Annotated in this window: 15 protein-coding genes; 13 read left to right on the forward strand and 2 right to left on the reverse strand. The window is 70.3% G+C overall.

The features are described from left to right. Nucleotides 1-30: 30 nt before the first annotated feature. Together E6U81_RS18330 and dgoD are read left to right on the forward strand one after the other, a co-directional pair. Nucleotides 31-783, forward strand: coding sequence for an SDR family oxidoreductase (locus E6U81_RS18330; protein ID WP_136231158.1), 753 nt, complete (start codon nucleotides 31-33; stop codon nucleotides 781-783). After that, nucleotides 780-1,925 (forward strand): galactonate dehydratase, encoded by a 1,146-nt coding sequence (gene dgoD, locus E6U81_RS18335; protein ID WP_136231159.1) that lies wholly within the window; start codon nucleotides 780-782, stop codon nucleotides 1,923-1,925. Before E6U81_RS18330 ends, dgoD begins: the two co-directional genes overlap by 4 nt. A gap of 45 nt (nucleotides 1,926-1,970) precedes the next feature. Here the strand turns inward: dgoD and E6U81_RS18340 are convergent, their stop codons facing one another. Further along, nucleotides 1,971-2,708 (reverse strand): peptidoglycan-binding domain-containing protein, encoded by a 738-nt coding sequence (locus E6U81_RS18340; RefSeq protein WP_136231160.1) that lies wholly within the window; start codon nucleotides 2,706-2,708, stop codon nucleotides 1,971-1,973. Between the two features lie 879 nt (nucleotides 2,709-3,587). Between E6U81_RS18340 and E6U81_RS18345 the strand changes: the two genes are divergently transcribed. The 10 genes from E6U81_RS18345 to E6U81_RS18390 all read left to right on the forward strand — a co-directional run bounded on the left by E6U81_RS18345 (nucleotide 3,588) and on the right by E6U81_RS18390 (nucleotide 16,940). Further along, complete coding sequence (locus E6U81_RS18345) at nucleotides 3,588-5,147, forward strand: ricin-type beta-trefoil lectin domain protein (RefSeq protein WP_136231161.1); 1,560 nt, start codon at nucleotides 3,588-3,590, stop codon at nucleotides 5,145-5,147. Nucleotides 5,148-5,599: 452 nt separating this feature from the next. Then, on the forward strand, nucleotides 5,600-6,649 hold the full coding sequence (locus E6U81_RS18350; RefSeq protein ID WP_136231162.1) for a substrate-binding domain-containing protein: 1,050 nt from the start codon (nucleotides 5,600-5,602) through the stop codon (nucleotides 6,647-6,649). Nucleotides 6,650-6,781: 132 nt separating this feature from the next. Next, nucleotides 6,782-8,371 (forward strand): sugar ABC transporter ATP-binding protein, encoded by a 1,590-nt coding sequence (locus E6U81_RS18355; RefSeq protein ID WP_136231163.1) that lies wholly within the window; start codon nucleotides 6,782-6,784, stop codon nucleotides 8,369-8,371. After that, the gene (locus E6U81_RS18360; protein WP_168714658.1) at nucleotides 8,368-9,399 is read left to right on the forward strand and encodes an ABC transporter permease; all 1,032 of its coding nucleotides are present in this window, start codon (nucleotides 8,368-8,370) and stop codon (nucleotides 9,397-9,399) included. The genes E6U81_RS18355 and E6U81_RS18360 overlap by 4 nt, the downstream gene beginning before the upstream one ends. A gap of 351 nt (nucleotides 9,400-9,750) precedes the next feature. Then, nucleotides 9,751-10,572, forward strand: coding sequence for a DeoR/GlpR family DNA-binding transcription regulator (locus E6U81_RS18365; protein WP_168714659.1), 822 nt, complete (start codon nucleotides 9,751-9,753; stop codon nucleotides 10,570-10,572). Nucleotides 10,573-11,706: 1,134 nt separating this feature from the next. Further along, complete coding sequence (locus E6U81_RS18370; protein WP_136231165.1) at nucleotides 11,707-12,792, forward strand: heparin lyase I family protein; 1,086 nt, start codon at nucleotides 11,707-11,709, stop codon at nucleotides 12,790-12,792. Between the two features lie 98 nt (nucleotides 12,793-12,890). Continuing rightward, nucleotides 12,891-13,940 carry a galactose-1-phosphate uridylyltransferase gene (gene galT, locus E6U81_RS18375; RefSeq protein ID WP_136231166.1) on the forward strand — a complete coding sequence of 350 codons (1,050 nt, stop codon included), beginning with the start codon at nucleotides 12,891-12,893 and terminating at the stop codon, nucleotides 13,938-13,940. Continuing rightward, nucleotides 13,937-14,896, forward strand: a complete 960-nt coding sequence (gene galE / locus E6U81_RS18380; protein ID WP_136231167.1) for a UDP-glucose 4-epimerase GalE — start codon at nucleotides 13,937-13,939, stop codon at nucleotides 14,894-14,896. The genes galT and galE overlap by 4 nt, the downstream gene beginning before the upstream one ends. Further along, nucleotides 14,893-16,026 (forward strand): galactokinase, encoded by a 1,134-nt coding sequence (gene galK / locus E6U81_RS18385; protein WP_136231168.1) that lies wholly within the window; start codon nucleotides 14,893-14,895, stop codon nucleotides 16,024-16,026. The genes galE and galK overlap by 4 nt, the downstream gene beginning before the upstream one ends. Nucleotides 16,027-16,133: 107 nt before the next feature. Continuing rightward, the gene (locus E6U81_RS18390) at nucleotides 16,134-16,940 is read left to right on the forward strand and encodes a DeoR/GlpR family DNA-binding transcription regulator (RefSeq protein ID WP_136231169.1); all 807 of its coding nucleotides are present in this window, start codon (nucleotides 16,134-16,136) and stop codon (nucleotides 16,938-16,940) included. 31 nt (nucleotides 16,941-16,971) lie between these two features. Here E6U81_RS18390 and E6U81_RS18395 read toward each other — a convergent pair whose 3' ends face one another. Beyond that, nucleotides 16,972-17,337, reverse strand: a complete 366-nt coding sequence (locus E6U81_RS18395) for a helix-turn-helix domain-containing protein (protein ID WP_240803888.1) — start codon at nucleotides 17,335-17,337, stop codon at nucleotides 16,972-16,974. A 201-nt stretch (nucleotides 17,338-17,538) separates the two neighbouring features. On the opposite strand from E6U81_RS18395, the gene E6U81_RS18400 reads away from it, so the two are divergent. Next, nucleotides 17,539-18,576, forward strand: coding sequence for a zinc-binding alcohol dehydrogenase family protein (locus tag E6U81_RS18400; protein ID WP_136231170.1), 1,038 nt, complete (start codon nucleotides 17,539-17,541; stop codon nucleotides 18,574-18,576). The last annotated feature ends 20 nt before the right edge of the window (nucleotides 18,577-18,596 follow it).

Genomic DNA, 18,596 nt, shown 5'->3' on the forward strand with positions numbered 1-18,596 from the left:
CGTCCCGCCACACCACACGAAAGACCACCCATGAACCGATTCACAGGGCGCACCGCCGTCGTCACCGGCGCATCGTCCGGCATCGGCGCGGCAAGCGCCGTACGCCTGGCCGCCGAAGGCGCCTCAGTCGTCCTCGCCGACATAGACGAGCGGGCGGGTACCGCACTCGCCCGGAAGATCCGCGAGGACGGCGGACGCGCCGAGTTCGTACCCTGCGACGTTTCCTCCGAACAGGACTGGCGGACCCTGAAAGTCCGCACCCATCTGCTGTTCGGCCCGGCCTCCGTCGTGCACAGCAACGCCTTCACCCACACCCATGCCGCCGCCCACGAGCTCGTCGGCAGCGACTGGGACCGCGACATGGCCGTCAACCTCAAGGCGCCCTACCTGGCCGTACGGACCTTCCTCGACGATCTGCGCGCCGCCCGCGGGTCCTTCGTCGCCACGTCCAGCGTGCACGCGCTGTGCAGCCTGCCCGGCTATCCGGCCTACGCCGCGGCGAAGGGGGGCATGTGCGCACTCGTCCGCCAGCTCGCGGTCGAGTACGGACCCGACGTCCGGTTCAACTCCGTACTGCCCGGCCCCATCCTCACCGAGAACTGGCAGGACGTGGACGAAGAGGACCGCCTCCTGTCGGCCCGTGCCACCGCCTTCGGCCGGCTGGGCAACCCCGAGGAGGTGGCGGCCGCCGTCGCCTTCCTCGCGTCCGACGACGCCTCGTACATCACCGGCACCAACCTGACCGTGGACGGCGGCTGGACCGTCAAGAAGGAGTCCAAGTGAAGATCACCTCCCTGCGGACCTACCTGGTCGCCCCCCGCTGGTGTTTCCTGCGGGTGGACACGGACGAGGGCATCACGGGCTGGGGCGAACCGGTCGTGGAGGGCCGCGCGCACACCGTCGCCGCGGCCGTCGAGGAACTCTCCGACTACCTCGTGGGGCAGGACCCCCTGCGCATCGAGGACCACTGGCAGGTCCTCACCAAGGGCGGCTTCTACCGAGGAGGCCCCGTCCTCTCCAGCGCCGTCGCGGGCATCGACCAGGCCCTGTGGGACATCGCCGGCAAGGCGCTGGGCGTGCCGGTGTGGCAATTGCTCGGCGGCAACGTCCGGGACCGGGCACGGGTCTACAGCTGGATCGGCGGAGACCGCCCGGCCGACGTCGCGCAACAGGCCGCCGCCCGCAAGGCCGAGGGCTTCACAGCCATCAAGATGAATGCCTCGCCCCAGCTGGAACTGATCGACACACCACAGGCCGTCCGCGACATCGTCGAACGGGTGGAGAGCGTCCGTTCAGAGGTCGGCGACGGCTTCGACATCGCCGTGGACTTCCACGGCCGCCTCACCCTCCCCATGGCGAGGCGGGTGCTTCCCCTCCTGGAGCCGTACCTGCCGCTCTTCATCGAGGAACCGGTGGTTCCCGAGATGAGCGCCCACATCGGCGAGGTCGTGCGCTCCACCAGCATCCCCATCGCCACCGGAGAACGGCTCTACTCCCGTTGGGACTTCAAGCCGGTGCTCCAGCAGGGAATCGCCGTGGCCCAGCCCGACCTCTCGCACGCCGGCGGGATCTCGGAGGTGCGGCGCATCGCGGCGATGGCGGAGGCCCACGACGTCTCGCTGGCACCGCACTGCCCGCTCGGCCCCATCGCGCTGGCCGCCTGCCTCCAGGTCGGCTTCGCCACCCCCAACCTGCTGATCCAGGAGCAGAGCCTCGGAATCCACTACAACGCGGGGTCGGACCTGTTGGACTACCTCACCGACCGGTCCGTCTTCCGCTACGAGGAAGGCCACGTCGCCCTGCTCACCGCGCCCGGACTGGGCATCGACGTCGACGAGAAGGCCGTCGAACGCGCCGCCGAGACCGGCCATCGCTGGCGCAACCCGGTGTGGCGGCGGGGCGACGGCTCCCTGGCCGAATGGTGAGCCATTGAACCCCCGCACGGTCCGGGCACGCCAGTCGCCCGGGCATCAGGAGGTCAAGGACTCCAGCCGCCGTCGCGTGGCCGGGCCGTAGACCCCCGCCGGGTCGCCGCGGACGCCGTACTTCGCCTGGAACCGCTGCACCGCGTCGTCGAGGTGCTGGTCGTAACGTCCTCGCAGGGGGAGGGACCACAACCCCAGCTGCGTGAGACGCCGTTGCAGATCGACGACCTGAGGCCCGGAGTCGTGGCGGCGCAGCGTCGGCTTCTCGGAAGGGGCCGCCGACGACGGGGGAGAAGACGGCAGAGTGCTCGGGCTGCCCGATTGCTGTCCGACGGCCGGCGCAGCGTCCGTACCCGCGGGTGTGCCCGCGGAGTGCGCGGACGGCGCCGCCGACGGTGTACGCACCGGGCTGCTCCCGGCCGTCGGCGTGGTGCGCCGAGGTGGGCTCGGGGGCGGGGCGGGAGTCCGGGACACCTCGGGCGGCACGCTCGGCTCGTCCTCCACATCGAGTACGTCGAGCCGGCTCGCGGGCGCCTGCGCCGCCGCCTCCCCGGATTCCTGGCTCCGGGCGAAGGCGTACGTACCCGCGATGGCCGCGGAGCCGATCAGGGTGGCGAGGGCCGCGGTGACGCGCAACGGACGGCGCTGCTTCGCGGGCCGGTGCGCCCGGTGGTCCGTCGGTCTGCTCATGACAACGGGCTGGCCGAAGGCGTGACCGCCGGGCGGTGGGCCGCTCTCGTGCACGACCTGCGTCACGACCCACGACACGGTGGCGGTGCTCATGGTGGTCGGTTCGTCCGCCGGCGCGGGTTCGTGCGGGGCGATGTACGGCCTGACCCAGTCGCGGTCGAACTGCGCCGGGGCGGTGGCCCGCCCTGCGCGCGCGTCGTGGTGCGCGGGGCCGCAATCACAGCGGAGGGGGTCACCGCAGCGAGGACAGAAGGGGGTGCTCACCAAACTCCAGTCGGCTGTTCCGGGAAAAGCAGAATGAGCCCTCGGTGCTTCACGCCATACGGCTCTTGAATTGCCGGGGCCCACGCGTAGAGGGTGCTCCCGAAGGTCGTCCGCTGTGGACGGCCTTGTGGTGAAGGAGGGGGTGATCGGTGAATCTACTGTGTGCGAAGGTCTTGAATCCAGCCCCGTGGACGCCTGATTGATAACGATCGGCTAAACGTGCGACCCGGGTTGCGTCGAGCTCTCCTCCTGAGCCGCAACAGGCACCCGTGTCTTGAACTGTTCGACCTTCTGTCAATAAGGCGGATCGTCACTACCCAAGCGAGCCTTGGGGTACCGGCGGGTTCCGTGATCAATCACGCAAGATCGTCAGTGTTGACTTCCTTGCGCGAATGTCTGATTCTGTTCGGTGCAAGGGTGGGCGCTGCCGTCATGCTCGAGGCGCGCCGACCGGTGCGGTCAATGTTGTGCTGCCCCTATTTCCAGGTCGGCGGCAGGTGAAATGAAAACCGGAGCTCTCGTTATGGAGAACTCCGGTGGCTCGCCCTGCCCGGAAATGCGACGGATGTATTTTCCGAGGACGCTTTCCCGAATTCGCGCCGATAAGAACTATCGAGAGGCGTGTCGTGTCCTGAACAATAGGGCGACTCTCCCTCCCCACCGAGGATGTCCTACGTGTCGACAGACCACCCCTCCGTTGTGAGTCGCATGACCGACCAGCAACTGTGTGACACCATCCGCGCCGCGGGCCCGGCCGCCCCGACGGCCGAGACCGAGCTGCGCCGACGCCATGGCCCGAGGGTCTCCGCCTTCGCCCGCATCGCCGCGGACGGCGACCCGCTGCCGGCCCAACGCGCCGCGGACCGAGCGATCGTGCGGTTCATCGACGTGCTGGCCACCACGACCGACGCCGTGGACCGTCCCCCTCGCCTGTCGTTGCTGGCACTGGTGTCCAGTGAGTCGACCGACGCCGCCGATGTCCCGCGGGACCCGGGCCTCCAGTCATTCGTCCGCAAGGGGTTCGCGACCCTGTCGCCCCGCACGCAGGCGGTCCTGTGGCATTCCGTGGTCGAACGGGAGCCGGACGAGGACGTCGCGACGATCACGGGTGACCGGCCCGACGCCGTGCCGGACCTGGCTCACCGGGCACTGGCCGCCTGCCGGGACGCCTTCCTGCGTGTTCACCTGCAGGCTCGGCCCGCCCCGCACTGTCCCGAGTACGCGCGCATGCTCGATGCCGCCGCGGTGCGCGCCGACGTCCGGGAGAACCCGGACCTGACGCTGCACGTCGAGGACTGCCCCGGGTGCGCTGCCGCGCTGCGCGGCCTGGTCGCCCTCTGCGACACCCCGGGCCCGTTGCTGGCCGGCTCCCTGCTTGGTCCTGCCGGCGCGCTCCACGCCTCCGCCGCATCCCGCTACGGCACGGGCCCGGACGCCGAGGACACGGTGCCCCTCCCCGTTGCGGCTGCGACCGCAGGCCGGCCGAAGCCGCCCGCTCGCGACCGGAAGCTGTCCGGCCTCATGCGGAAGCCGGACGCGCGGGTACTCCTCGTCGCGGCGGCCTTGATCACGACGGCGGCGCTCGCCTTCGTCGTCCCCGCAGCCTGGGGGCCCGCGCCGCCGCCCACCGCGACTCGAGGGCAGCCATCGGGGGCGGACATCGAGGCGGGCGGCGCGGGGTCGCCGGTCCCGTCGGCGAGCAGGGCGCGCCCTTCCGCATCCGCCTCGCCCCATCGTTCCGCCAGCGCGTCTCCCTCCGCGACGGTCCCATCGCCCAGTGACGGGCCCGCACTCAGCCCCACCCCGACGACGGACTCCGCGACGACCGATCCCGTACAGCCCTTCCGGGCGTCGGCGTACGTTCCGGCCGTCAACTCCGCCACCGGCCTGTGCCTGGACGTCCGCGGCGGCACCTTCGCCAACGGCGTCGACGTGATCACCGCGCGCTGCCGCGCCGGGGCGCAGGTGCAGCAGTGGCGTCTGGATGAGAAGGGGCTCCTGCGCAATGCCGCCAACCCGGCCTTCTGCCTGGACGCACGCGGATCCGCAGGGGACGGCGTAGGGATCTGGACATGCTCGGCGTTCGGCCGGGCCGAGGGCGACAACCTGGTGTTCTCCACCGATGCGACCGGGCGCATCAAGCCCCGGATAGCACCGGGCTACGCCGTGACGTCCGGGAGCGGCGAGCCCGGAGCGCCCGTCACCTTCGGCCGCACAGGCCCGTCGGCGGAACAGCGCTGGAACGAGCCCACGGTGCAGACGCCTTGACCCAGTAGTCAAACAATTTCAGACATGTTCCGATAGAAACCAACGCAGGCGGAAGGCGTCGACGCGTGCCCGTGGCGGCGCCGCGCCGCGCGGCCTTCCGGCCTGCGCCTAGGGCCGTTTGCCCCGGCAGATGCTGCCCGCGGCGACCTGGTCACCCTCTGGGTCGCTGGAGGTCACAGGGGTGCATCAATCCGAAACCCACGGTTCACACTGTTGACTTATGGCGGAAACGGCGCTTTTCTCTGTTGCATCAAGTTTGAAAACGCCTGACTGTGGCGGATTCCCCCGTGGGGATCGTCTGCGGGGACTCGTCCGCCGAGGCCGGACACCCCTCCCTCGGAGCCTCCAGGGACCCTCAGCACCGGCGGCGCTCACAGGGCGGCCGGACCGAACCCACCCCATCGCACGTGCCCCACTGGTCGCTTGCGACCCGTTCAAGCAAAGGGATCGACATGCTCACTCACCACCACCGCCGCCCGGTAGCGGCCGCGGCCCTGGGCCTGGCCACCATGCTCGTCCTCTCCTCGTGTTCCAGTGGTCAGGAGACGACGGGCGCCGCCGCGGACGTCGGGAAGGTCGACGGGAAGATCTCCCTGACCTACCTGCAGAAGCAGGGCGACCAGGAGTACTTCATCGGCGAGGCCGCCGGCGCGAAGGCGAAGGCGAGTGAACTCGGGATCGACCTGAAGGTGGTGAACCTGGGCAACGATGCGAACAAGACCGTGAGTGAGGCCCAGGCTGCCATCTCGCAGAAGACCAACGGGCTGATCGTGGTCGTGCCCGACCCGGCCGTGGGCCCGCAGGTCGTGCAGCTGGCGAAGACCGGCAAGGTGGCCCTCCTGACGTCGGACGACCAGATCTGCAGCACCGGCCCGGACCCGTCCGCCTGCGGCGCCGACGACCTGGTGCCCCGCATCGGGTTCAGCGGGGAGCAGATGGGCGGCGAGGTCGGCAAGCGAGCCGCCGAGGAGTTCAAGAAGGCCGGCTGGAACCCGGCGGAGACGCGCACGATATCGGCCTGGAAGCAGGACGTCACCGTCTGCACCGACCGTGTCAACGCCTCGAAGAAGGCGTTCGCGGAAGGCGCGGGCACGCCCGTGCAGAACATCGACGTGCCGACCGACAACTCCCCGACGGGCGCACAGGACAAGATCGCCGCGACCATCACCGCCAACGCCTCCGTGAAGCACTGGGTGGTCTGGGGCTGCAACGACGAGAACGTCCAGGGCGGGGTCACCGCTCTGGAGAACGCCGGCTTCACGGCCGACAACGTGATCGGCGTCGGCCTCGGCGCCTACCTCGCCTGCAAGAACTGGAGCTCCGGCAAGCCGTCCGGGATGAAGGCCGCACTCTTCATCAACGGCCGGGACGTCGGCGCCCTGGCGGTGCAGACGATCTACGACAAGCTCAAGAACGGCAAGGACTTCCCCAAGGAAGCCTTCGCCCCCACCAAGATGGTCGACGCCTCCAACTGGAAGGAAGCGGGCGTCACCTGCAGCTGAGCCCGCGCCCGCGACCGGGACGGGTACGGCCCGCCGCACCGGCGGGCCGTACCCGCCACCCGTCCGCACCACCGCCGACCAGCAGCGTCGCTGGAACGGATGCCCCACGTAACCCCAGCTTGCGAGGCCCCCATGACCACAGCAGGTACAGAGCCACCCGCCCCCGCCCCGGATCCCGGCGGAGAGGTCTCCGTCGAGAACATCACCAAACGGTTCGGCGCGGTACAGGCGCTCAGCGGCGTCACGCTCACCTTCCCCCGGGGCCGGGTGACCGCCCTCATGGGAGAGAACGGAGCGGGCAAGTCGACCCTGCTGAAGATCCTCACCGGTGACCACCAGCCCACCGAGGGCAGCATCCTCTGGGACGGGCGCCCGCGGACCCTGTCGTCTCCCCACGACGCCCACAAGGCCGGGATCCGCATCATCCCCCAGGAGCCCGAGATCATCCCGCACGTCTCGGTCGCCGAGAACGTGTACGCGGGGGCCCTGCCGCGCACCGCCCTGCGCCGCCTCGACCGGGCGGAGCTGCGCCGCCGCATCACCGCGGACCTGGCCAGGCTCGGATTCGAGAAGGTCATCCACCCCGATCAGCTCGGTTCGGAACTCACCCCCGCACAGCGCCAGTTGGTGGAAATCCTGCGGGCGCTGACCGGTGAGGCCAAAGTCATCGCCTTCGACGAGCCCACCTCCTCCCTCTCCGAGAACGAGGTCGAAGCCCTCTTCGCTCTGATCGACCGGCTCAGGGACCAGGGCATCGCCGTCATCTACGTCTCCCACCGTATGAAGGAGATCTTCCGCCTCGCCGACCGCATCGCCGTCCTGCGCGACGGCACCGTCGCCGGCGTGCTGGAGGCCCGCAACACCAGCGAGGGGGAGGTCGTCCGCCTGATGGTGGGCCGTGACCTGTCCTCCCTGTTCGTCCGCCAGGACGTCGCCCGCGACGAGGTGGTCCTCCAGTTGGAAGGCGTCACCACGGACGACGTCAGCGAGATCGACCTCCAGGTCCGCGCCGGAGAGGTCGTCGCCCTGGCCGGGCTCATGGGAGCCGGGCGGTCCGAGCTGGCCCTCGCCCTCGCCGGCGACCGGCCCATCCGATCGGGCCGCGTCTGCGTGAACGGCCGCCCCCTGCGTCTGCGCGGCCCCCGCGACGCGATCCGCGCGAGCATCGGACTCGCCCCCGAGGAGCGCAAGGCCCAGGCGCTGTTCCTCCACCGTTCGATCCGGGACAACACCTCCCTGGTGAGCCTGGAGCGCCTGCGCCGCTGGCGCTTCGTCCAGAGCCGCCAGGAAAAGGCGGTGGCGCAGGACTTCTCCGACCGGCTGCGGGTGCGCACCCCCTCGATCGAACACGAGGTGCGCAAACTGTCGGGCGGCAACCAGCAGAAGGTCGTCCTCGCCCGCTGGCTGCTGCGCAAGCCCAAGGTCCTGATCCTGGACGAGCCGACGCGCGGGATCGACATCGGAGCCAAGGCCGAGATCTACCGCATCATCGCCGACCTCGCCCGCGAGGGGGTCGCCCTGCTGGTGATCTCCTCCGAACTCCCCGAGGTCCTGGGGCTCGCCGACCGGATCGTCGTGATGCAGAACGGTCGCATCACCGGCGAACTCGACCGGTCGCAAGCCACGGAGGAAGCCATCCTCAACCTCGCCATGGCCGACGACCTCGCCCCCGTCGCATCCGACCGACCGCTCACCGACTCCGCCGATGGAGACGCTCGATGACCACCACCCAGACGCCGGCCACCACCGAGAGCCTCCCCGCCCCGGCGCGGAAGACGGCGGGAGCTCTGCTCTCCTCGCTCGGAGGGCAGAACCTCAGCCTGATCGGCGCCCTCGTCCTCGTCCTGGCCCTGTTCGGGTTCCTGAACGACAACTACCTCAGTCTCGCCAACATCCAGGTCATCGGCGAGGCGGCGACGATCACCGGCCTGCTCGCCATCGTGCAGACCGTCGTGATCATCTGCGGAGGCCTCGACATATCCGTCGGCTCCCAGGCCGGCCTGGCATCCGTCGTGAGCGCCATGGTATTCACGTCCGGCGGATCCAACCCCTACCTCGGGATGGCCGCCGCGATCGGAATCGGCATCCTCGTCGGTGTGGTCAACGGAGTGGCCATCGTCTACGGCCGGGTCAACCCCACCATCGCCACGCTCGCGGGCCTGGCCGCCTACAAGGGCGTGGCCCAGCTCATCTCCGGCGGCCGCGCGCAGGGCTACGTACTCAACGACCCCTTCTTCGTGTTCCTCGGCCGGGGAAAGATCGCCGGGGTACCGGTCATGATCTGGATCCTGGTGGTCGTGGCCCTCGCAGTGCACGTCATGCTGAAGTACACGGACATCGGCCGCAACGTCTACGCGATCGGCGGCAACGACACCGCGGCGCGCCTGGCAGGCATCAACATCAACAAGTACCTGGTGGCCGTCTATGCGCTCATCGGCGTGGTCGCGGCGGTCGCGGGCATCCTGCTGACCGCGCGGACCGGCTCGGGGCAGCCCGTCTCGGGCAGCGAGGGCCTCGAACTCAAGGCCATCACTGCAGCCGCGCTGGGCGGCTGTGCGCTCAAGGGCGGCAAGGGCGGCATCGGCGGCACCCTCCTCGCCGTCGCACTTCTCGGCGCCCTGGAGAACGGACTGACCGTCGAGGGCATCAACACCTTCTGGCAGAACGTCGCCCAGGGCGCACTCCTCGTGGCCGCTGTCGTCATCCAGCAGCGCCGCAGCGGCGAACGGGCTGTCGGCCTGCCGCACTGACCCGGGCACGCACGACGGCGGTACGGCGCGGTACGGCGCGGTCGGTACGGCGGGGCCCGTCCCCCGGGGCGGGCCCCGCCGGGTGAGAAATTCGCCGGGCCCGAAACGCAATCGAGTACAGGGAGGGCGAGCGGACCGGAGTCGGTCATTCGCGGCACACCGCCGCTATACGGCATGGGTGCTCGCGCGGACAAAAGGGCGGGGGCGGTCATCCGGGGCCGGTCGATCGGATACGAACCCGGCAAATACGCCCTTTGCTGCATGAGTTCGGGGGAGGTCCTGTGAACCACTTGGCCAGCCTTATTGGATGCAGTGTACAATTGATCTCTGTCCGGAATTCGCTAGAGATCAATGGGTGGGACTGTGACGGATTCGGCACCGCTGGCGGCTCAGCGGCGAGAAGTCATCCTCGAAACCGTTCGCCGCAAGGGGGCGGTGCGAGTTGCCGCGCTCGTGGAGCAGCTCGGCGTGTCCGACATGACCATCCGCCGCGACCTGGACGTCCTCGCGAGGACCGGGTCGGTCGAGAAGGTGCACGGTGGCGCGGTGAGCACCTCGGGCACCACGTGCGACGAGCCCGGCTTCGAGACCAAGTCCACCCTGAAGTCGGCGGCCAAGGCCGCCCTCGCCGAAGCGGCCGCCCAACTGGTCCAGCCCGGAAGCGTCGTGGCGATCTCCGGTGGAACGACGACGTATGCCGTTGCCCACCGTCTGCGCGACATTGCGAACCTGACCGTGGTGACCAATTCCCTGCCCGTCGCGGAGCTGCTGCGGTCGTTCGGGGCGGAAGACGGTGCCGCGGCCCCGACCCTGCTGGTCACAGGTGGAGCGCCCACCAAGTCCGCCTCCCTGGTCGGGCCGTTGGCGGACCAGTCGATCCGCTCGCTGCAGGTCGACCTCCTCATTGTCGGTGCGCACGGCGTATCCGAGCGCGCCGGCGTGACCACCCCGAACCTCGCGGAGGCGGAGACCAACCGCACGCTGATCTCCGCCGCGACCCGGCTGGCGGTTGTGGCCGACCACAGCAAGTGGGGCGTCGTGGGCCTGAGCCGGTTCGCGGAGCTGTCCGACATCGACTACTTCGTGTCCGACCAGGGCCTTGCCGAGGAAGCGCGCACAGTCCTCGGCGAGCAGGTCGGCCGGCTGGTTCTGGCAGACACCCACAGCGCCTGAGGCGACGGACCGTCGGGCCATCAGTGGTACGGCGCAGCGCGCACCCTGTGCGTAGGCGCCGGCTTCACGGTCCGGTACGACGCTCACGGCGGCCTCCGCCGGTCGGTGCGCGCTCCGCGCGGGTCGAGCTTGCGGCACCCCGGTACATGAGTACAGAAATGCCACTTGGGCTCGGAAAGAATTCAGGGCGCCGATGAGCCGGATCCGGCGGGTGTCAACAATTGGGAAGGAGGGCGAAGCGGCCCGAAACCCATGACGCTTCCCGCCACTTGGAGCATCGGGCGGCCGCGCCATGTATTCGCCGACACCTCTTGGCCGGATATGCGGAATGGCGTTATGGTCCGCCGTACGGTCGGGTGGAACGAAAGCGGGGAACGGCGAGTGGAGGGACAAGGGCGGCCCGTGGCCGTGAAGGTGCTTCACGTCCCCCGAACGGTCATCGGAACGCCTGCGTGGCGCCGACGCCTGGCCGCCGGTGACCTCCGGTCCCTGGGCGTCACGCTGTACCGGACTGCCCGGGGTCGTCATCCGTTCGACCGGGAAGCGCCGGGCGAGGCGGTGTACGCCGCCGTCAGCGACTCGCACACCCCCGGTACCGCGCCGGTTCCGACGCGTCCTCCACCTGGCTCCACCGTGCCCCGGCCCTGTCCGGCGCCCACGCAAGGGCCTCCTCGGGGCCGGCGCGGTGGCCGCCGCTGACCTGTGCGGTGACCGAGGCACTGCTTCGGCCCGGCACCCCCCGGCAACGGTGGCGTTGCCCCTGGGAGCGGCCGGGCAGGCGTGGCAGTGCCGTTGCCCCTGCGAGAGCGTGTTCGTCGATCCGTCGGGACTCCTCGGGCTGCGCATGCAGGGTGCCGCCTTCGCGCAGTGGGACCAGCACGGCCCCGGAGCCCGACCGATGCCGCAGTCAGCCATGTTGCCGGTCCGTCGAGCGGGTGCCGCGACGCTCCGCCGGCCGTGAAGGCCCAGCACCCGGCCCACCGCATCGGTTCCCTGTTACCCACTGCCCGCGGTGCAGCGGCGGTCTTGAGAAGACCTTGCCGGCTTCGCCGTCCTCCGGTCTCGCCCCACGCGTCCCCTCCGCCGATCGTGCGGCCGCAGTGCCCACCGACTACTCCTGCAAGGAGCCACGCCATGCCCGCCGCTCGCCCGACCCGCCTCCTCGCCGCTTGCACCAGCACCCTGCTCGTCGCCGGCCTGGCCGCCGCCTCTCCGGCAGCCGCCGCCGATTCGGTGTCGTACGACTTCGAGTCCCCCTCCCAGAAGCTGCCGTTCATGGCGATCAACGGCTTCGGCCGCGTCCTGGTCGGACCCGCGCCGGGAGGGAAGGCGGGGCAGGCCGCGCGAGTGAACATCCCCAACGACGGACGCTCGTTCAAGTCCGAACTGGTCATCAAGGGCCTGGACGCAGGCAGTCATCGCTTCGGATTCGCCAACTACCTCCCCGCTGACTGGCAGGAACGGGACCTCGACACCATCGTCGCCCAGTGGTTCAGCACGCAGGACGACGGCGGCGGCATCAAACCCGTCGTCGCACTCTCGGTCCATGGCGGCAACTGGCAGCTGAAGGTCCACTGGATGACCGGTGGCGAGATACAGGAGGCCGTCATCCCGCTCGGCGCCGCGCGTCCGGGCCGTTGGAACCGGTGGACCTTCGACATCGCATGGTCCGCCCCCGGCAGGCCCGGCTCGATCTCCATCGTGCGGGACGGCGTCACCGTGGGTTCCCACCAGGGCGCCAACAACTACCACCGCGGCGATCCACCGCACTTCAGGATCGGCGCCTACCGCCCCAGCTGGCGCCCCGAGAAGGGGCCGGCGAAGCGGGCCGGAGCGTCCGAGGCGGTCCTCTTCATCGATGACATCGTCATCACCAGCACGACCGCCGGTCCCCGCCCGGAGGTCCGTGCGACCGGACCCGGTGGCGAAGCCTCGCCTTCGCCGTCCCCGACACTGTCGCCCGGCCCCACCCCCACAGGCTCGCCCGCGAGCTCCCCGCCCGCCCCGGCCGTCGACGCTCCTGGCGGAGGTGACGCCGCTCCCGGTGAGGCGGCGCACGAGGCGCGGACCGGCGCGACCGCGCACGGGAGCGGCCGGACCGCCGTCATCGGGAGCGCCGTGGGCGGCGCCGCAATCCTGGCAGGCGGCGCTCTCGTCCTGCTGCGGCGGCGCAACGCGAAGGGCTCTCCTCGCGGCGCACACCACCAGGCGCGCACCTGACAGGACCGAACGTTGACTTTAGTTGAGTTCTGTTTACTCTTGTCGACGTATGGCTTGCGACAGCGCCGTACCGTACTCCGAGAGACGGGCACGTTTCCGTGAAGAGAACCTCGACGAAGCTCGCGGACGGCCGCGAACTGATCTACTACGACCTCGATGAGAGCGCCGAACGCGACACGGTCGACCGGCGTGCACTGGAGTCCGTCGACAGCAATCCTGAGCTGCGCCTGGATCTGGCTACGGGGGACTGGGTCACGATCGCCTCGCACCGTCAGGGACGCGTCCACCATCCGCCGACCGACGCGTGCCCCCTGTGCCCCTCAGGGGGCGGGCGCCACAGCGAGATACCGGCCGCGGACTACGACGTGGCCGTGTTCGAAAACCGCTTCCCTTCCCTGGCGGGACGCGTCGGACGCTGCGAAGTCGTGTGCTTCACGCCCGAACACGGAGCGAGCTTCGCCGATCTGACCGAGGACCGCGCCCGCCTCGTGCTCGAAGCCTGGACGGACCGCACCGAGCGGCTGTCGTCCTTTCCCGGAGTCGAGCAGGTGTACTGCTTCGAGAACCGCGGCGCGGAGATCGGCGTCACCCTCGCGCACCCGCACGGACAGGTCTACGCCTTTCCCTTCGTCCCCCCGCGCACAGCCAAGATGATCGCCGTCGCCGACACGCACCGGGCCGTCACCGGCGGAAACCTCTTCGAAGACCTGCTGGCCGAAGCGCGGGCCGCCACCTCACGCGTGGTCCTGGCCGGGAAGCACTGGACGGCATTCGTCCCCTACGCCGCCCGCTGGCCGTACGAGGTGCACCTCTACCCCCATCGCCGCGTCCCCGACCTCACCCACCTCACGCAGGCCGAACGCACCGAGTTCCCCGGGATGTACCTGGAGCTGCTGCGCAGGTTCGACCGGCTGTTCCGCCAGGAAGGGGAGCCCACACAGACGGCCCCCACCCCCTACATCTCCGCCTGGCACCAGGCACCCAGGACCGGGGGAGGGGAACTCGCCCTGCACCTTGAGCTGTTCACGGTCCGCAGGTCTGCGGGCAAGCTCAAGTTCCTCGCCGGGGTCGAATCCGGCATGGACTCCTTCGTCAACGACGTGGCCCCGGAGGCCGCCGCCGCGCGACTGCGGGAGGTCGCATCATGAGCCGCTACCTGGTGACCGGGGGAGCCGGATACATCGGCAGCGTGGTCGTGGCCCACATCCTCGCGGCCGGCCACCGGGTGACGGTGCTCGACGACCTGTCGACCGGCGTGCACCAAGCCGTCCCGGCGGGAGCCGAGTTCGTTCGCGGGGGCCTCGCGCACGCCGCCGCACTTTTGTCCGCCGACTACGCCGCGGTCCTGCACTTCGCAGGCTCCTCACAGGTGGCCGAGTCCGTGCGGGACCCGGACAAGTACTGGCGCAACAACGTGACCGGTTCGCTGGAGCTGATGGCCGCCATGCGGAACGCGAACGTGCGCACCCTGGTCTTCTCCTCCACCGCCGCGGTCTATGGCGAACCCGCAGAACTGCCCATCGCCGACGACGCCCGCACCCTGCCCACCAACCCCTACGGCGCGACCAAGCTGGCCGTCGACCACCTGATCACCGGCGAAGCCGCCGCCCACGGACTGGCCGCCGTGTCCTTGCGGTACTTCAACGTCGCGGGAGCCCACGCGGGCTTCGGCGAGCGCCACGAACCCGAGTCGCACCTCATCCCCCTCGTCCTCCAAGTTGCCCTGGGGCGAAGGCCGCACATCGACGTCCACGGCGACGACTACCCCACCCGCGACGGCACCTGCGTACGCGACTACATCCACGTCGCCGACCTCGCCGAGGCCCACCTCCTGGCTCTGGAGGCAGCACGCCCCGGCGAGCATCTGATCTGCAACTTGGGCAACGGCGAGGGCTTCACGGTCCGGGAGGTGATCGACTCCGTGCGACGGGTCACGGGCCGGACGATCCCCGAAATCGTCCGCCCCCGCCGCCCCGGCGACCCGGCGGTACTGGTCGCATCCGCGACGCGTGCGCGCGAGCGCCTCGGCTGGCGGCCCAGCCGCCCGGACCTGGACGCCATCGTGGCCGACGCCTGGGCCTTCGCACGCGAGGTGACCGCATGAAAGAGGCCTTCCGACGCATCCACGGCGCCCACCCGGAGGGGGTCTGGGCGGCACCCGGCCGGGTCAACCTGATCGGCGAACACACCGACTACAACGACGGCTTCGCACTGCCCATCGCCATCCCCCAGCACACCCTGGTCGCGGCAAGGAGGCGACAGGACGACCGGCTCCGGCTGCACAGCGCCCAGGGGGACGGGCCGGTCCTCGACCTCCGCGTCAGCCAGCTGATCCCTGGAGTGGTCACCACCTGGGCCGCCTACCCGGCAGGGGTCGTCTGGGCGCTGCGCGAAGCCGGGCACCGACTCGGGGGCGCCGACCTCCACATCGACAGCACGGTCCCCGTCGGCGCCGGCCTTTCGTCGTCCGCCGCGCTCGAGTGTGCGGTCGCCTTCGCCTACAACGACCTCTACGACCTGAACCTGAGCGCACCTGCCCTCGCACTGATCTGCCAGCGCGCGGAGAACGGCTTCGCCGGCGTGCCCTGCGGGGCCATGGATCAGTTGGCCTCCGCCTGCTGCACCGCCGGTGCGGCCCTGCACCTCGACATCCGGGCCGGCGCCCACGAGCAGGTCCCCTTCGCCCCGGAAGCCCAGGGCCTGAGCCTGCTGGTCGTCGACACCCGCGTGAAGCACGACCTCGGCGACGGCGCGTACGCGGCCCTGCGGACCGGGTGCGAGCGGGCCGCCCGCCTGCTGGGGCTGGCGGCACTGCGCGACCTCACCCCTGCTGACCTGCCCCGGGCGGGGAGAGCCCTCCCAGCCCACCTGCTGCCCCTGGTCCGGCACGTAGTGAGGGAGAACGCACGGGTCACCGACGCCGTCTCCCGCCTGCGAGCCGGACATCTGGCGGCGCTGGGGCCGATCCTCACCGACGGCCACGCCTCGCTGCGTGACGACTTCCGGATCTCCTGTGCCGAAAGCGACCTGGTGGTGGACACCGCCCTGGCCCACGGAGCCCTCGGAGCACGCATGACCGGTGGCGGATTCGGCGGGTCCGTCATCGTGCTGGCGGAAGAGGGCAGGGCGGAGGGCATCGGCATCGCCATCACCACCGCCTTCCGCACGGCCGGATACCAGATTCCGCACCTGTTCCCCATCACCCCGGCCGCCGGCGCCAGACGCATCTCATGAGAACGCGGTAAGGGGGCCACCCGGCGACTAGACTGTTCGTTCATGAAGAATGCCGTGTGACTTTGACGGCCGCCACGCATGGCGCGCAGAGGAGCGGGACGACAAACGTGACCGAAGCAGCCCGCCTCGCACCCCAGCGCAGAGCACTCATCCTCGACATCGTGCGCCGCGACGGAGCGGTGCGGGTGGCCGATCTCGTGGAGCAGCTGGGCGTCTCGGACATGACCATTCGCCGAGATCTCGACGTGCTCGCCCGGACCGGTTCCCTGTCGAAGGTGCACGGGGGCGCCATCAGCGCCTCCGTCACCACCGGAGACGAACCGCCCTTCGAGACGAAAGCCGGTCTGGAGTCGCGGGCCAAGGCTGCGGTGGCCGAGGCCGCCTCCGCCCTGGTGAAACCGGGCAGTGTCGTCGCCATCTCGGGCGGCACGACGTCCTATGCGGTGGCCGCCCGGCTCCGGGACGTACCGGCCCTCACGGTGGTGACCAACTCCCTGCCGGTCGCCCAACTGCTGCGACCCACCGGCGCCGAAACCGGGCCGGCGGCTCCCACGCTGCTCCTCACCGGAGGCGCGCCCACCAAGTCGGCTTCGCTCGTCGGACCCCTCGCCGACCAGGCGCTCCGCTCCCTCCAGGTGGACCTGCTCATCATCGGCGCCCACGGGGTGTCCGAACGGGCCGGGGCAACGACGCCGAACCTGGCGGAAGCCCAGACCAACCGCGCTCTGATCGAATGCGCCACTCAGGTGGTCGTGGTCGCCGACCACACCAAATGGGGCGTCGTGGGTCTCAGCCGGTTCATCGCGCTCTCCGAGATCGACTACTTCGTCTCCGACGACGGCCTCGACCCCGAGGCGTGCTCCGTCCTGCGCGACTCGGTCGGACAGCTGATCCTGGGCACCACGCAGCCCTGAGGCCGGCAGAGTTTCCGGCCCCTGCAGAGCCTCAGGCAGGGTCGAGCGACTGGATCTCGTCGAGGTGGTTCTCGACCCAGTACCGCAGCTGAGCCAGGGGCTCCGCCACACTGTGCCCGAGCGCCGTGAGCGCGTACTCGACGTGCGGTGGCACTGCCGGGTACACGGTCCGGTCGACGAACCCCTTATCCTCCAGGCGGCGCAGCGTGCTGGTCAGCACCTTCGGGCTGACGCCCTCCAGGCGGCGCAGCAGGGCGCCGAAGCGCTGCGGGCCTTCTCCCATGGCGCCGATGGCCAGCGCGGACCACTTGTTGGCCAGGAGGTCGAGTACCTCGCGGCACGGGCACTGCGCCGCGTAGACATCGTGGTGGTCGTGCCGCTCCGACGTGCAGCTCATGACCATGGCGTCCACTCTCCTCCGGTGCGTCTTCCACCTCGATGCTTCCCAATGGGAAGTAGCCTCCCTTGCAGGTTACTACGTCCCCGGGGGTACCGTCCCGAACGGGTCGCAGGCCAAGAGGGGCACCCTCCCGGATCAGGAATCCGGACGGCCGTGGCGGGACCCGTGGCGAACAAGACCATCACGAGGAGAAACGAGATGAACGAGATGCCGCACGACACGATGCGGGCGGTCGCCTACCGCGAGAGCCTGCCGGTCGAGAACGGCAGCAGCCTGGTGGACGTCGAGCTGCCCGTCCCGCGGCCCGGCCCGCACGACCTCCTCGTCAGGGTCGAAGCCGTCGCGGTCAACCCGGTCGACTACAAGGTCCGCCGCAACAGCGACCCGGGCGGCCGACCCAAAGTCCTGGGCTGGGACGCCGCCGGCACCGTCGTCGCGGTCGGCGACCAGGTCGAACTGTTCGCGGTCGGCGACGAGGTCTACTACGCCGGCGCCATCGACCGCCCGGGCACCAACGCCCAGTACCACGTCGTCGAGGAGAGCATCGTCGGACCGAAGCCGGCCACCCTCTCCTTCACCGACGCCGCGGCTCTCCCGCTGACCTCCCTCACCGCCTGGGAGGGCCTCTTCGATCGGCTCGGCCTGCGCGAGGGGGAAGCCGGTCGCCAAACAGGCACGCTGCTGGTGACCGCGGCCGCCGGCGGCGTAGGCGCCATGGTGGCGCAACTGGCCCGCGCCCTCACCGACCTGACGGTGATCGGTACCGCTTCACGGCCAGAGACCGCCGAGTTCGCACGCCGGATGGGCGTCACGCACACCGTCGACCACCACAGGCCGCTGCCGCAGCAGGTGGCCGAGGTCGCCCCCGGCGGCCTGGACCACGTCTTCAGCACGGCCGGTACCGACCGCAACCTCGCCGCCTACGCGGACATGCTGAGGCCCTTCGGCGGGATCGTCGCCATCGACGACTTCGGCCCCGTGGAGATCGGGCTCCTGAAGTCCAAGAGCATCTCCTTCCACTGGGAGCTGATGTTCACCCGGTCGCTGTACCGCACCCCCGACCGGGCACGACAGCACCACATCCTCACCCGCGTCGCCGGGCTCGTGGACCGGGGCGCCCTCACCACGACCGCCACTACGGACCTGGGGACCATCACCGCAGCCAACCTGCGCGAAGCCCACCGCATCCTGGAATCCGGCAGCGCCATCGGCAAGATCACCCTCACCGGCTTCTGAACCGGCGACCAGGCTCACCC

Source organism: Streptomyces sp. A0592 (genome assembly GCF_004795115.1).
GTDB lineage: Bacteria > Actinomycetota > Actinomycetes > Streptomycetales > Streptomycetaceae > Streptomyces > Streptomyces erythrochromogenes.

Coding starts and splice junctions, on each gene's coding strand:
- E6U81_RS18330 (WP_136231158.1), top strand. CDS start 31: ATGAACCGATTCACAGGGCGCACCGCCGTCGTCACCGGCGCATCGTCC.
- E6U81_RS18340 (WP_136231160.1), bottom strand. CDS start 2,708: ATGAGCACCGCCACCGTGTCGTGGGTCGTGACGCAGGTCGTGCACGAG.
- E6U81_RS18345 (WP_136231161.1), top strand. CDS start 3,588: ATGACCGACCAGCAACTGTGTGACACCATCCGCGCCGCGGGCCCGGCC.
- E6U81_RS18350 (WP_136231162.1), top strand. CDS start 5,600: ATGCTCACTCACCACCACCGCCGCCCGGTAGCGGCCGCGGCCCTGGGC.
- E6U81_RS18355 (WP_136231163.1), top strand. CDS start 6,782: ATGACCACAGCAGGTACAGAGCCACCCGCCCCCGCCCCGGATCCCGGC.
- E6U81_RS18360 (WP_168714658.1), top strand. CDS start 8,368: ATGACCACCACCCAGACGCCGGCCACCACCGAGAGCCTCCCCGCCCCG.
- E6U81_RS18365 (WP_168714659.1), top strand. CDS start 9,751: ATGGGTGGGACTGTGACGGATTCGGCACCGCTGGCGGCTCAGCGGCGA.
- E6U81_RS18370 (WP_136231165.1), top strand. CDS start 11,707: ATGCCCGCCGCTCGCCCGACCCGCCTCCTCGCCGCTTGCACCAGCACC.
- galE (WP_136231167.1), top strand. CDS start 13,937: ATGAGCCGCTACCTGGTGACCGGGGGAGCCGGATACATCGGCAGCGTG.
- galK (WP_136231168.1), top strand. CDS start 14,893: ATGAAAGAGGCCTTCCGACGCATCCACGGCGCCCACCCGGAGGGGGTC.
- E6U81_RS18395 (WP_240803888.1), bottom strand. CDS start 17,337: ATGAGCTGCACGTCGGAGCGGCACGACCACCACGATGTCTACGCGGCG.
- E6U81_RS18400 (WP_136231170.1), top strand. CDS start 17,539: ATGAACGAGATGCCGCACGACACGATGCGGGCGGTCGCCTACCGCGAG.